The organism is Nostoc sp. (assembly GCF_036917455.1).
GTDB lineage: Bacteria > Cyanobacteriota > Cyanobacteriia > Cyanobacteriales > Nostocaceae > Nostoc.
The window spans coordinates 17,228-31,174 of sequence record NZ_JBALDK010000073.1 but is presented as its reverse complement, the minus strand read 5'-3'; the positions used below and the strand labels follow the sequence as shown (position 1 = coordinate 31,174).

Annotated in this window: 10 protein-coding genes and 2 pseudogenes; 9 read left to right on the top strand and 3 right to left on the bottom strand. The window is 44.3% G+C overall.

The annotated features are described in order from the left end of the window. Positions 1-149: 149 nt before the first annotated feature. Positions 150-1,676, bottom strand: coding sequence for a DNA repair protein RadA (radA, locus tag V7K42_RS08260; RefSeq protein ID WP_334915183.1), 1,527 nt, complete (start codon positions 1,674-1,676; stop codon positions 150-152). Between the two features lie 170 nt (positions 1,677-1,846). Here radA and rpaB point away from each other — a divergent pair, with 170 nt between their 5' ends. Both rpaB and V7K42_RS08250 read left to right on the top strand, forming a co-directional pair. Next, positions 1,847-2,575: a response regulator transcription factor RpaB gene (rpaB, locus tag V7K42_RS08255; protein WP_012412029.1), complete on the top strand. Its 729-nt coding sequence runs from the start codon at positions 1,847-1,849 to the stop codon at positions 2,573-2,575. A 113-nt stretch (positions 2,576-2,688) separates the two neighbouring features. Then, complete coding sequence (locus V7K42_RS08250; protein WP_334915181.1) at positions 2,689-3,348, top strand: cofactor assembly of complex C subunit B; 660 nt, start codon at positions 2,689-2,691, stop codon at positions 3,346-3,348. 105 nt (positions 3,349-3,453) lie between these two features. Here V7K42_RS08250 and V7K42_RS08245 read toward each other — a convergent pair whose 3' ends face one another. Continuing rightward, positions 3,454-4,377, bottom strand: coding sequence for a M48 family metallopeptidase (locus tag V7K42_RS08245; RefSeq protein ID WP_334915179.1), 924 nt, complete (start codon positions 4,375-4,377; stop codon positions 3,454-3,456). Positions 4,378-4,466: 89 nt separating this feature from the next. Here V7K42_RS08245 and V7K42_RS08240 point away from each other — a divergent pair. Next, positions 4,467-4,744: pseudogene (locus tag V7K42_RS08240) on the top strand (IS1 family transposase); the annotation flags it as partial. After that, positions 4,743-4,940, top strand: a pseudogene (locus V7K42_RS08235) (SDH family Clp fold serine proteinase); the annotation flags it as partial. The pseudogenes V7K42_RS08240 and V7K42_RS08235, both read left to right, overlap by 2 nt. Positions 4,941-4,971: 31 nt before the next feature. Here the strand turns inward: V7K42_RS08235 and V7K42_RS08230 are convergent. Continuing rightward, positions 4,972-5,673 carry a peptidoglycan-binding domain-containing protein gene (locus V7K42_RS08230; protein WP_334915177.1) on the bottom strand — a complete coding sequence of 234 codons (702 nt, stop codon included), beginning with the start codon at positions 5,671-5,673 and terminating at the stop codon, positions 4,972-4,974. A 502-nt stretch (positions 5,674-6,175) separates the two neighbouring features. Here V7K42_RS08230 and V7K42_RS08225 point away from each other — a divergent pair. The 5 genes from V7K42_RS08225 to infB all read left to right on the top strand — a co-directional run bounded on the left by V7K42_RS08225 (position 6,176) and on the right by infB (position 13,902). Continuing rightward, entirely contained in the window at positions 6,176-7,624 is a 1,449-nt protein-coding gene (locus V7K42_RS08225) for a hypothetical protein (protein ID WP_334915175.1), read from the top strand. Between the two features lie 254 nt (positions 7,625-7,878). Continuing rightward, the gene (gene rimP / locus V7K42_RS08220; protein WP_334915173.1) at positions 7,879-8,340 is read left to right on the top strand and encodes a ribosome maturation factor RimP; all 462 of its coding nucleotides are present in this window, start codon (positions 7,879-7,881) and stop codon (positions 8,338-8,340) included. A gap of 228 nt (positions 8,341-8,568) precedes the next feature. Next, positions 8,569-9,846 (top strand): transcription termination factor NusA, encoded by a 1,278-nt coding sequence (gene nusA, locus V7K42_RS08215; RefSeq protein ID WP_334915171.1) that lies wholly within the window; start codon positions 8,569-8,571, stop codon positions 9,844-9,846. Between the two features lie 146 nt (positions 9,847-9,992). Next, complete coding sequence (locus V7K42_RS08210; protein ID WP_094331183.1) at positions 9,993-10,262, top strand: YlxR family protein; 270 nt, start codon at positions 9,993-9,995, stop codon at positions 10,260-10,262. Between the two features lie 481 nt (positions 10,263-10,743). After that, positions 10,744-13,902: a translation initiation factor IF-2 gene (gene infB / locus V7K42_RS08205; protein WP_334915169.1), complete on the top strand. Its 3,159-nt coding sequence runs from the start codon at positions 10,744-10,746 to the stop codon at positions 13,900-13,902. Positions 13,903-13,947 lie beyond the last annotated feature (45 nt).

Genomic DNA, 13,947 nt, shown 5'->3' with positions numbered 1-13,947 from the left:
CCCTATGAGTAGTCTGTATTAAAACCTTGTTTCCAGCCAGAGGCTGAAAATGCTCCTCATTGCGTCTGCTGCAAGTCAAAAAATTAGTACCAATCTCATTTATGTAAGTAAGTTGGTATGGAAATTTAGAGTCCCAAAACAGCTATTAGTTACTCATCTTCATCGGGTTCTAAATCGTCGGCTGTCAATTCTTGATGGGGGATGGCGGCGATAATCGCATCTATGACTTTAGATACTGGTAATATCTCAATATTTAAGTCGGGAAATTTTGTCCCTTTTGGCACGATTGCTCTTTTAAATCCCAACTTAGCAGCTTCTTTTAACCGCAGTTCCATTTGGGAAACCGATCGCACTTGTCCACCTAGCCCAACTTCACCGATTAATACTGTACCAGGATCGACGATGCGATCGCGGAAACTGGCAACAATTGCGATCGCAATTCCTAAATCTACTGCTGGTTCTTCCACATTCAACCCACCCGCAGAAGCAACGTAAGAATCTAACTTAGACATGGGAATTCCCACCCGTTTTTCTAAGACGGCGAGGATTTGCACCAAGCGGTTGTAATCTACGCCAGTACCAGCCCGCCGGGGTGATGGGTAGCTGGTGGGACTTACAAGAGCTTGCAACTCTACAACTATCGGGCGAGTGCCTTCGCAAGCAACGACAATAGCCGTACCAGGAGCGGGATCGTCACGGTTGCCTAAAAATAGCTCTGAGGGATTAGAGACTTCTCGCAATCCCTCGGCCACCATTTCAAAAATACCGATTTCGTGAGTTGCGCCGAAGCGATTTTTGACTGTTCGTAACAACCGATGAGAGGCAAAGCGATCGCCTTCAAAATACAACACCGTATCGACTAAATGTTCTAAAACTTTTGGCCCAGCGATCGCTCCTTCTTTGGTGACATGTCCCACAATCAGCATGGTGACATCTTCATGCTTCGCCACCTTCATCAGTGCTGCTGTACATTCCCGTACTTGAGCCACCGAACCAGGGGCTGAAGTCAGCGCCGGGAAAAATACTGTTTGGATACTATCAATTACTGCCACGTTTGGCTTTAGAGAATCTATTTCTCGTAAAATTTCTTCTAAATCTGTTTCTGGCAGTACATATAAATCTGCACCGATACTGTCAGGGTCTATAGGAAGTGTCGGATCTACTACTACTGTTATCTCCTCTTCATTCACCACACTTAGAGGTTTTGATACTCCCAAACGAGAAGCTCGTAATTTTACCTGCTGTCCCGATTCTTCACCAGTTACGTAAAGAATGCGATATTTCTGTGCTAATTGATTTGATACTTGCAACAATAAAGTTGATTTCCCAATACCCGGATCGCCACCAATCAGCACCATAGAACCGGGGACAACTCCACCACCAAGTACCCGATCTAATTCTCCATAACCAGACTCCCATCGAGCTATTTGGCGATCGGTAATTTGATCGAACGTTAAGGAGGCTCGTGCTTTAGCTGGTTTAGCGTGAGACTTACCATTGCCTTGAGCTGATTGCCAACTACTAACTCCCCCCCGGCTGGGTACATCTACTGAAGACTGAATACTGATCTGTTCTTCTAAAGAGTTGTATGTGCCGCAAGCTGGACACTTACCAAACCACTGGGGCGATTCTGCTCCACATTCGTTACAAGTGAAAAAGGTTTTTGGCTTTGCCATTCTTAAATCTTATTAAATATTCTTAATATTTACTTAATTCTTGGGAAAAACTAAAAACCAATAATAGTAGTATTTAGAGCTTTTTCCAAATCAATTCATGGAATGATATCTTAATATTATGGTATTAAAAATTAATCATGTAAATTTTTAGTCAAGGAGCATTGAAAAACTTGGAAAGCCATAAAGAAAAAATCTTGGTGGTAGACGACGAAGCCAGCATTCGCCGGATTTTGGAAACGCGCCTTTCCATGATTGGCTACGATGTAGTGACTGCTGGCGACGGGGAAGAAGCTTTAGAAACTTTTCGCAAAACTGAGCCTGACTTGGTAGTTTTAGATGTAATGATGCCAAAGCTAGACGGCTATGGTGTATGTCAAGAATTACGAAAAGAATCAGATGTCCCCATTATTATGCTAACAGCCTTGGGTGATGTCGCCGATCGCATCACCGGGTTAGAATTAGGGGCTGATGACTATGTAGTTAAACCATTTTCCCCCAAGGAGCTAGAAGCCCGGATTCGCTCAGTACTGCGGCGAGTAGACAAAAACGGAGCTTCTGGAATTCCCAGTTCTGGGGTAATCCATGTTGCTAATATTAAAATCGATACGAATAAGCGACAAGTCTACAAAGGCGATGAGCGCATTCGATTGACAGGTATGGAGTTCAGCTTGTTAGAGTTGTTAGTCAGTCGCTCTGGAGAAGCTTTTTCTCGTTCGGAAATTTTGCAGGAAGTATGGGGTTATACACCAGAACGTCATGTAGATACCCGCGTAGTAGATGTGCATATATCCCGTTTGCGGGCAAAGTTAGAAGACGATCCGAGCAACCCAGAATTGATTTTGACAGCGCGGGGTACTGGTTATCTTTTCCAGCGAATTATTGAACCAGGGGAGGAGTGAGAGATGAGGGGGGAGGGAAGTAGGGGGAGCAGGGGAGCAGGGGAGCAGGGGAGCAGAGTAGCAGATAATTCTTTCTAATCCCCAGTCTCTTGTCCCCAGTCCCCAATATACAAATGACAAATGACAATGACAATCGAGTTTTGCGTCGTCTACCCATTGTGGTGGGTGGGCTAGGCGCAGTGCTTTTGCTGATTAACCGTTTATTGACACCGGAATTAACCCAGTCGCAATCGCGTGGTGATGTGGTGGGCGTGATTTTGAGTGCGGTGTTAATTTTAACGGGTTTAATTTGGCAGCAAGTTCAGCCGCGATCGCCTGATATTGTAGAACTAATTGGAGAAGAAGGTTTTGTATTAGCAGCAGATTTACCCGAAGCCGTGAAAACAGAGCTAGCCTGGGCATCTCATTTATTGTTGACTAATACAGTAACGCGATCGCTAGTGGTTTATTATCAAGGTAAAGTTTTGTTGCGTCGCGGTATTTTGGGTACTAAATCTGAAGTTGTACCAGGAGTAATCTTAAAACAAGTACTCGAAAAACAAAAGCCAATTTATCTAGTTGCTCTAAAAATATATCCAGGTAGGCTTGAATTTGACTATTTGCCAGAGAATACTCAAGGTGTAATTTGTCAACCGATTGGCAACCAAGGTGCGCTAATTTTGGGAGCGAATGCTCCTCGCAGTTATACCAAACAAGATGAAAATTGGGTTGCGGGAATTGCTGATAAATTAGCCGTTACTCTTAACTCTACTTTATCCAACCAAGCGACGTAAAAGTTTAGCTTAATTGTCTGCGATCGTAACTCGTAATTTGTAATTATTATATTGACTTGCTTGTATCTATAATTAATTACGAATTACGAATTACGAATTATTAAGTCACCAAGAAGTTAAAAAATTCCACCCTTCCTTCTCTTCTGGTGTCTTTTCTTCTTTTTCTTCTGATTCTTCTGATTTTTCTAATATGTTTAAATTGTTCTGTTGAATTAAATTATCATAAGCTCCAGAATCAACCCATTTTAATAATTCACCAGCCCTCATAACTACCCAAGAAAGCCCAGACTCTGTATAGCTTAATATTTTAGTGACTTTATCCACACTATCAAAGTTATTGGATGCAAACTCACGCGCTTGAACAACGAAATCTTCGATGACAGCAGTAGTCAAGTACTCATCTGGTATACCTGCGAGTTTCATCAGTGTAGTAGTTGCTACGTCAATATCTTGACACGCAAGCATTGCAGCCCGATCGGCAGTAAACCTAGCCATCATTCGCCAATTATACAAACCTAGTTCCATTCCACCAGCTACCAAGCCACCTACCCCCAGTGTGGTACTGCTCAACAAATTTTTTAAAGTTGGCATCACGATTGCCATTTGGTGATAAACCATGTGTTGACTTTTGATCCGAGCAATTTCGTGTCCGAAAATGTAAAACAATTCATCCGTGTCAAGCCACTCCATTGCATCTAAATTGATACTAACAAGGGGTTTCTCCACCCCAACAATGTAGGTTTCAATGTGGCCTGTGCCTTGAAACAGATACAATTCAGGAAGTGGAGCAACATCAAGAATTTCGCAGGTTTCTACAAATGCTTGATGTAATTGGGGAAAATTACGGGGCGAAATTCTGATTTCACTACCAAGGCTTTGTAATCTGAGTAGGCGATCGATACCGTATTCGTTAATTTTTTTTAGTAGCAGGGAGACACCAGGCATATTTTGCAAAGAAGCCAAGGCTTTGCGATCGAAAGGGTGTTCGTAGGCTGCTGAACTCAGTCCAGTTAATATTTTTCTAGTCATTTTTTTAAGCTTTATTTTGGAGTTTTTGAGAAGTTCAGTTACTGAGTACGAACGGCTTATACTTTCACTACACCTGTGATTAGGGGTTTTGGTTATGGCACAGTAATAAACCACTTTCGTCATCGCGCAGCGTCTTTGCTAAAAGAAGAAATTTTAGCTTGGGTTTTAGGAGACTATAGTACTGAAACATTTAAACCTTTGTGCGGCATTGTTTGCTACTGGCAGTGCTATTTTTATGTTACCGATGGATGTATGTATTGTTGACTCTAGTTTTCTTGAGGCAGGAGATCGGATCGTCAGTAAAACATATATGACTAGAGTAGAAGGTGAAAATACACGTTTACGTCACGATCTGGCACGCCTACATTGAAGAAGCAACAAAAATGGGGCTGCCCGTAACCGTCGGACTGCCCCATTCTATTTACGATCTCATAGATTTGTACCCACAGCCACAAGGAGACTGACCCAGTGTGCAGTACATTCCCATACTTTACAATGACCGCCGTTCCATTCTACCTACACCCAAGGGCAGACCCTTAGAAAAACCAAATCAGATGACTTGAAGGGCTTTGGGGTAGGGGTTATTTGTGGCGATTAGGGTGTAGCTGTTGGTGTAGCCGTTGGTGTAGCTGTTGGCGTAGTTGTTGGTGTAGCCGTTGGTGTAGCCGTTGGTGTAGCCATTGGTGTAGCCATTGGTGTAGCCATTGGTGTAGCCGTCGGTTTAGCAGTCGGTTTAGCCGTCGGTTTAACCGTTGGTTTAGCCGTTGGTTTAGCCGTTGGTTTAGCAGTCGGCGTAGGTGATGGTGTAGCCGTTGGCTGACTGAAGACTGTCTTGGCTTCTTCATTCAGTTTTTGGCGGAGTGCTAAATTAGCAATTCCAGTTTCTTGCAACTGATATTTCTTTTGATACTCCTTCACCACTACTTCGGTGCGGGAACCGTAAAAATGATCGCGTGGGAGGGGAGGATTAGGCTTCACCACTGCATTCAAATTTGTGTGCAGAATTTGAACGATGTTAGCAGCATAAGCTTGGGTTTTTGGCCCTGCTATCCCATCAACTGGTTTTAGCTTATAACCTGTCTGAAATTCACGAATTGCCTTTTTAGTTTCCTCATCCGTCAAAGCACCATTCGTTACCTTGACGTTATAGCCGAATCCTCGCAACACAGCACGGAATTGCTCGGGCGTATAGCTACGTTGAGGAGCTGCGAAACCTGTGTCTGCAACTACCACACTAGCTGTTATCAGGCAAGTAACAGCAAAAGTCGCGCTTGATTTTCCAAATCCACACCACATATTTAAAACTCCTTTGGATTAAATCAGCAGGATTATAAATCTTAACAGCTGCATTTTAAGTTTGTTTAATAACTTTTTTCACGATTTTTAAATAATTTTTGAATAAATTTTGCCTATGTAGCTACATATATATAAAGCAATTTATGTCATCTATCAAAAGAAGTATCTTGTGTTAGCCGAGATCCAGAGGTTATCATTTGAATCGAATACACCCTTTGAATACTAAATTACGAGATTAAATGCATATATATGTATTGATGTCAACTTAAGCCTTGGTGAAGGTTATTCGCGGGTATACGAACCAAGCCTCGCAACTTGGGTTAAAAAACAATTAACAATGGGGTAAAGCTCATTGCCTCTAGTCCCTCTTTTAATATCAAGTTGACATAAATGCTCATATATGCATGAATACTGAAGTCTACTCAACTGCAAATTCGTGTACTTGGTTAGAAAGAGACGAAAATTAATAGATGAAAGAGTTTATATTCTAAATATCCAAAAAATGAAAGACATAAAATCTTCTAAAAAGCGGAATCTTTGGTTTGAAAGATTTATGGCAATTGCTGCCACTGTAAATTTAGGTTTAGTTTTGTTTAATTTAAGTTACGTACCTTGGCGAGATTTCTACTTGCGAAAACTTCCCCAAGTTATTCAGATATACGATCCAATAAAAGGTATCGAACCCCATCGAGACACAAAAAATTATTTAGACACAATAGACGCATTAGAAGAACAAGTCAGACAAACAGGGTTAGAGTCGTCTCAGGTAAATAGCAGGCTAATACAAATAAGTCGTCTTAGCAGCGAGATGATTGATAGCAACCCGTTTGCGGGAGCCAATAAGAGTGGTACTCTAGAAAAAATCAAAAAGCGGATGCGATCGCACATCGGTAACGAATCTGCAAAACAGTCCTTTGCCACTTTCTGGAGTCAGCCTTACTTATCACAAAATGGCTGGGTTAAAGAAATAAATTTTTTTAACGAAAGCATTCGCCCTTTGATTGCCACAAACTACTACCGCCAAATCGGTGAAAATGGCGATTTTGTTGATAATTTTTGGACTCTTGACTTACCGTTTGTGATGTTATTTGGCGTAGAATTGCTGGGACGTACCTTATTCATCAAACGCCGACATCCTGGTTTAAGCTGGTTTGAAGCAGTATTGTGGCGTTGGTACGATCTATTTTTAATACTACCATTTTGGCGTTGGCTACGAATCTTACCTGTATTAGTCCGCCTCGATCGAGCGCATTTATTGAATCTTCATCCAGTGCGAAAGCAAATTCATCAGGGAATTGTCGCCAATTTTGCTGAAGAACTTACAGAAGTAGTAGTGGTGAGGGTAATTAACCAGATTCAAGGCTCAATTCAGCGAGGTGAGTTAACACAGTGGCTCTCACAACAAGAAAATTTACGTCCCTACATAGATATTAATAATGTGAATGAAGTGGAAGCGATCGCCAGTCTTTTGGTCAAAACAATTGTTTACCACGTGTTACCTGATATTCAACCTGCGATCGTTGCCATTTTGCACCACAATATCGAAACCGTCTTCCATCAAGTCCCCATTTACCGCAACCTCCAGAATCTCCCTGGCGTAGGACAGGCCCAAACCCAGTTAAGCGAACAACTTGCGACCCAAATCACAACTAATCTTTACAAAACTTTAGTTAGCGCTGTAGAAGACCCTGTTGGCGCAAAACTTACCAGTCAACTCGTACAAAGGTTTAGCGAAGCCTTGGGATCTGAAATAAAGGAAAAACACGTACTTTCCGAAATTCAGAGTTTACTCTTTGACTTCTTAGAGGAAATCAAAATTAACTACGTTCAGCGTTTGTCCCAAGAAGACATAGATCAAATTATCGAGCAAACCAGGCAGTTACGCACACAAGCATCCGTTCCATCAGTGGTTAAAAAAAGCACCGCTCTTCCAGAAATACGTGAAGGGTAGAGAGAGTAGAAGAAGCCCGATAGCAGGGAGCAGGGGGCAAGGGGGAGAATAAAAATTACCTCTTTCCCCTCTGCTCCCTGCTAAGTGCCCCTCTGCCTATTGTAGCCAATGCCCCATACCCTATACTCGACTATCCATTAAATGCGCTAAACTCGTATGAGGGCGAAGCATCATTGGTTCGTCACAAGACTTCTTGGAAGATATACCTATCGCAGGAAGTGGGTCAGCGCCCACTTTTTTTATTGAATTCTCTCATGGCTCATCCTTTAGTTCCACAAATTATTGATTTGGCGACACCAGTAGCAGAAGAACTGGGATTGGAAGTGGTTGGCGTGGTTTTTCACACTCACCAAAGTCCACCAGTGTTGCGGGTAGACATTCGCAATCCTCAGCAAGACACCGGATTGAATGATTGTGAGAGGATGAGCCGTGCTTTAGAAGCCTCTTTAGATGCTGCGGAAATCGTTCCAGATGCTTATGTCTTGGAAGTGTCTAGTCCTGGTATTTCGCGACAACTGTTAACGGAGAGGGAATTTATTTCCTTTAAAGGATTTCCTGTCATTATCTTCACAACACCCCCCTACGACGGACAACAAGAGTGGATAGGTCAGTTGATTCGCCGGGATGAGACAACACTTTACTTAAACCAAAAAGGTCGTGTAGTCGAAATTCCCCGCTCCCTAATTACGAAGGTGCAACTAGACGAGTGCCGATAAACAAAGGGCTAGGGCTTAGGAGTTACAGACTAGAGCAGCTTGGCTAGAGGCTAGAGGTTACGAGCTAAGGGCTAGAGGTTATGGACTAAGGGCTAGAGGTTAGGGATTAGTGGAAAGCTATTCTCTAATCCCTGGCTTTAATGCGTAGTTTTCAGTCCCCAGTCCCAGTCCCAGTCCCCAGTCCCCAGTCCCCAGTCCCCAGTCCCTGATTTTTAAAGGAGATTGCTTATGTCAATGGTTACTTTAGCTGGATTAAAAGAATTAATTGAAAGTATAAGTCGTGAGCGGAATTTACCCCGTCTTGCAGTTCAATCAGCTATTAGAGAAGCACTACTCAAAGGCTACGAACGTTATCGTCGCGCCCAAAATTTAGAGCGCAAACAGTTTGACGAAGATTATTTTGAAAATTTTGAAGTAGAACTCGATATTGACGGAGAGGGATTTCGCGTTCTTTCCACCAAAACTATTGTTGAAGAAGTCAATAACACAGACCATCAGATATCCTTAGACGAAGTTCAACAAGTAGCTCCCGAAGCGCAATTAGGGGACTCTGTGGTGCTTGATGTGACTCCAGATCAAGGAGAATTTGGTCGGATGGCAGCGATGCAAACTAAGCAAGTATTGGCGCAAAAATTACGGGATCAACAGCGCCAAATGGTGCAAGAAGAGTTCCAAGATTTAGAAGGAACTGTTTTGCAAGCAAGAGTCTTGCGGTTTGAGCGGCAATCAGTAGTTTTGGCAGTTAGCAGTGGCTTTGGTCAGCCAGAAGTGGAAGCCGAATTACCGAAACGGGAACAACTGCCAAACGATAATTATCGGGCAAATGCCACCTTCAAGGTATATCTCAAAAAAGTCTCCCAAGGTCAGCAACGAGGACCACAGTTGCTTGTGTCTCGCGCTGATGCTGGTTTGGTGGTTTATCTGTTTGCCAACGAAGTCCCAGAAATTGAAGATGAAGTGGTACGGATTGTTGCCGTAGCTAGGGAGGCAAACCCCCCTTCCCGTTATGTCGGCCCCCGGACTAAAATAGCAGTAGATACCCTCGATCGCGATGTAGACCCAGTTGGTGCTTGTATCGGAGCCAGGGGATCGCGAATTCAAGTGGTAGTCAACGAATTACGCGGTGAAAAAATAGATGTAATTCGCTGGTCGCCAGACCCAGCAACATACATCGCGAATGCTTTAAGTCCAGCCCGGGTAGATGAAGTACGCCTCATGGATCCAGAATCCCGGCAAACTCACGTACTCGTGGCTGAAGATCAACTTAGTTTAGCCATTGGGAAAGAAGGACAAAACGTCCGTTTAGCAGCCCGCCTGACTGGTTGGAAAATAGACATCAAAGACAAAGCTAAATATGACTATGCCGGAGAAGATGAGAAATTTACAGCTGTCAGGGCTAAATATCAGTCAGAGCAAGACGATCTTGACTTTGAGGAAGAATTAGAGGATGAAAATCAGGACGAATTAGAAGAAGAGGATAGTTTTGACAATAACGATGACGAGTAATTGATCAACCTTGTAAAGTTTTGATAATGTGGATTGTAGTCCAAGTCTGAAGGATTATTTCCTGAAAGACACCTTGGTATAAGTAAAAAATAGTAAAAAAACTTATTTTTACACCCACAATGCTGGACTGAGATCGCACAAAACTGATGAAACCAAATTATCGGCGCTGTATCAGTTGCCGGAAAGTAGGCTCAAAAGATGAGTTTTGGCGGATTGTCCGCGTCTTTCCATCTGGAAAGGTACAATTAGATCGGGGCATGGGGCGTTCCGCCTATATTTGTCCGCAAACGAGTTGCTTACAAGCAGCTCAGAAAAAAAATCGACTAGGGCGATCGCTACATGCATCAGTGCCAGAAACACTGTACCAAAGCTTGTCGCAACGTCTAGCCATCAGCAATACCCAAAACCAAATTTAATTGGAACAACTTTGTGACGTTATCACCAGAGGAATTGTGCAAAAGCCGAAGTCGTGCTTTTATCACACCCCCTATCGATCGTTAAGGTTAGTGCCAAAATAGTAAATGGGTGTAAAAGCCATTCGGCTCTCCAATAATTAAGAGAGGCGAGGCAAGATTCCCAGAACAAGATGTAATCAATTGTGTTGTGGAAGATTCAGAATCAACAAAACAAGAAACTACAAAATGGCAACCTGGTAGCGCTCAGGCGCAGTTCGGCATCAGGGGTTCCTATAAAAATCTTTTATTTAAAAAATTTTTATGGGTGTCCTTTAACCATCATTACTGCTGGGGATGCCATTATTAAACCGAAACATCTCTCTTTCCTGATTGGAGGCACCGGCAAAAACTAAACGGCGGTCTAAAAACAGTAATCCAAGGATGGAGATGTCGCAAACCAGGCAACCATCCGCTAAAACTGTAAATTAAAGGGGAAGAGTGGATGAACAACGGCAAAGTTAGAATTTATGAATTATCAAAGGAATTGAATTTGGATAACAAAGAGCTATTAGCAATTTGCGAGCAGCTCGACATCTCAGTCAAAAGTCATAGCAGCACGATTTCAGAATCCGAGGCAGAAAACATCCGGGCGGCAGCAGAAAAGCTTGCAACTACGAATGTGTCGGCCAAAAAGGAACTAGGTACAACCAGCCATAAGCCAAATTCACCACCAAACGGCGGACGTAACCGACCTGCTGCACCCCACAAACAGCAAATTTTGGAAATACGCAAACCCACAATATTGAGAAATACTACCTCCAACGCCCCTGATGCGTCAGTTGCCAACAATACCCAAGCTGCCTTGTCTGAAGCTAATCCTCCCTCACCTCCACGGCCTTTTGCTACACCAGTCTCACCCATGAAGCCGGCAGCACCAACTAGACCTGTGCCCCGGACTCAATCTGAGACTCAAGAGCAACCTCCTGTCACCAACTTGGAACAAACGCCTAATCAAAATCAGGCACAGGAAAAAGTAGCATCGCAAAAACCGGAAAAAGTAGTTCCACCCAGACCAAAATCGGAAAAACCTCAAAAACCACAATTAGTTGCCCCTCCGTCAAGACCTGCAACTGAAATTGCCGAGGTGCAAGATGAGCAAGTGTCTCAAGCAGATAAACCAATTCTCATCAAACGCGACCAACGGGTAAAACCTGTTGAGGGCGATCGCGAACAAGTTAAGCCGAGAGTTGCCAAACTCCCAACTGACCAGCCTGCACCAGGTGCACCACAAAGACAGGCTCGCTCCACCCCTGCACCCACCAGACCAGAACAGAGGGTCAATAGACCATCTGCACCATCAATAGGAGACGGGCCAAGACCAAGACCAGCACGTCCTGGTGAAGGTGTAGCAGCCGCAATGCCGATCGCTACTCCACCAAGACAGATGTCAGGAATAGCGGGCAAATCTCAAGGATTAGGTGATGAGCCAGTTGCACCACCCGATCTCCTCGACTTGAAACGCCCAAGTCCACCTCGTCCAACCAAAGGCGGCAAAAAGTGGGTAGAAGAGGAAATAATCGACGAAGTTAAAGAGAAGGCTAAAGCTGGCGTTAAAGGCAAGCGGATCAAGCCGATACTAGACGATGAATTTGAAGAAGATTTGCTGGATGATGACGATATCGACTCACCAGCTACCGTCCAAGTCAGCCTTTCCATCGCCCGCCCTCCCAAGCCAAAAGCGACTCGACCTGTACAGATGCCAGGTGCAAGCCTTGCTAGCGCCCCAACTGCTAGAGGAAGTAGAAAACCTGGTTCTAAATCTGGTTCTGGCCGCGACCATCACAATAATCGTCGCCAACAAGAGGCTGATACAAAGCGCGATCGCCCCGAAAAGGTGACGATCACAGGCCCATTAACTGTGCAAGAGCTGTCTGACGTTTTAGCCGTTCCTGATACAGAGATTGTGAAAATCCTGTTCCTCAAAGGCATGGCCGTGAGTATCACCCAAAATCTGGATATTCCCACAATTACCCTGGTAGGAAAAGAACTAGAAATAGAAGTCGAAACCGTAGAGCGAGAAGCAGAAGCTCGGAAAATTACGGAAATGGTCGGCGCAGAAGACCAAGAATATCTTCATCGCCGTCCGCCAGTCGTGACAATTATGGGTCACGTAGACCACGGTAAAACAACCCTCCTCGACTCAATCCGCAAAACAAAAGTAGCTGCTGGCGAAGCTGGTGGGATCACTCAACATATTGGTGCATACCATGTGGATGTAGAACATGAGGGCAAACCACAGCAGATAGTCTTCCTAGATACTCCTGGTCACGAAGCCTTTACAGCGATGCGGGCTAGAGGAGCTAGGGTAACAGATATTGCCGTGTTAGTAGTAGCTGCTGATGATGGTGTCCGTCCCCAAACCATTGAAGCCATTAGCCACGCCCAAGCTGCGGGAGTGCCAATTGTTGTTGCAATCAACAAAATTGACAAAGAAGGGGCACAGCCAGAGCGGGTTAAACAAGAACTCACTCAGTATGGTCTGACCTCAGAAGACTGGGGTGGTGAGACAATTATGGTTCCGGTGAGCGCCATCAGAGGTGAAAATCTGGATACGCTCTTAGAAATGATTCTGTTAGTAGCAGAAGTTGGAGAACTATCTGCTAACCCAGATCGTACTGCCAAAGGAACTGTAATTGAAGCACACCTGGATAAAGCCAAGGGAGCAGTTGCTACCCTGCTAATTCAGAATGGCACCCTGCATGTGGGAGATATCTTAGTAGCTGGCTCGGCCTTCGGTAAAGTCCGGGCGATGGTAGATGACAGAGGTAAGAGAGTAGATATCGCTTCTCCTTCCTTTGCTGTCGAGGTACTAGGTTTAAGTGATGTGCCAGCAGCAGGCGACGAGTTCGAGGTCTTCCAGAACGAAAAAGAAGCCAGAGCGCTCGCTAGCGATCGCGCCGATAGACAACGCCTATCCCGCTTGTTACAAGGTCGTGTTACCCTTACAACCCTGTCGGCTCAAGCTCAAGAAGGCGAGTTGAAAGAACTCAACTTGATCTTGAAAGGAGACGTACAAGGTTCTGTGGAAGCCATTGTGGGAGCGCTCAAGCAAATCCCGCAAAACGAAGTCCAAATTCGGATGCTTTTGGCTACTGCTGGGGAAATCACCGAGACAGATATCGACTTAGCAGCTGCCAGTAACGCTGTAATTATTGGCTTCAACACCACCTTTGCCAGTGGCGCTAGACAAGCCGCTGATGAAGCAGGTGTCGATGTTCGAGAATACAACGTCATTTACAAACTCCTAGAAGATATCCAAGATGCCTTAGAAGGTCTTTTGGAACCAGAGTTGGTGGAAGAACCCTTGGGTCAAACCGAAGTCCGTGCCGTCTTCCCAGTAGGTCGCGGTGCTGTTGCCGGTTGTTACGTTCAATCTGGTAAGCTAATTCGCAACTGCAAAGTCAGGGTGCGACGCGGCGGTAAGGTGATCTTTGAAGGCGTTCTTGATTCCCTAAAACGGATGAAAGAAGATGCTCGTGAAGTTAACGCCGGTTACGAATGCGGTGTCGGTATGGATAAATTCAATGATTGGGTTGAAGGTGACATCATCGAATCCTATCAGATGGTTACGAAGCGCCGCACTCTCACCTTAACGAGATAGTGTTAAGGGTAAAATGGTTAGAAGTTAGGAGTAATAAATTAGGAG

Excerpts from the sequence above, each read along its gene's own strand:
- radA (WP_334915183.1), bottom strand. The coding sequence starts at position 1,676 with ATGGCAAAGCCAAAAACCTTTTTCACTTGTAACGAATGTGGAGCAGAA.
- V7K42_RS08250 (WP_334915181.1), top strand. The coding sequence starts at position 2,689 with ATGACAAATGACAATGACAATCGAGTTTTGCGTCGTCTACCCATTGTG.
- V7K42_RS08245 (WP_334915179.1), bottom strand. The coding sequence starts at position 4,377 with ATGACTAGAAAAATATTAACTGGACTGAGTTCAGCAGCCTACGAACAC.
- V7K42_RS08230 (WP_334915177.1), bottom strand. The coding sequence starts at position 5,673 with ATGTGGTGTGGATTTGGAAAATCAAGCGCGACTTTTGCTGTTACTTGC.
- V7K42_RS08225 (WP_334915175.1), top strand. The coding sequence starts at position 6,176 with ATGAAAGACATAAAATCTTCTAAAAAGCGGAATCTTTGGTTTGAAAGA.
- rimP (WP_334915173.1), top strand. The coding sequence starts at position 7,879 with ATGGCTCATCCTTTAGTTCCACAAATTATTGATTTGGCGACACCAGTA.
- nusA (WP_334915171.1), top strand. The coding sequence starts at position 8,569 with ATGTCAATGGTTACTTTAGCTGGATTAAAAGAATTAATTGAAAGTATA.
- V7K42_RS08210 (WP_094331183.1), top strand. The coding sequence starts at position 9,993 with ATGAAACCAAATTATCGGCGCTGTATCAGTTGCCGGAAAGTAGGCTCA.
- infB (WP_334915169.1), top strand. The coding sequence starts at position 10,744 with ATGAACAACGGCAAAGTTAGAATTTATGAATTATCAAAGGAATTGAAT.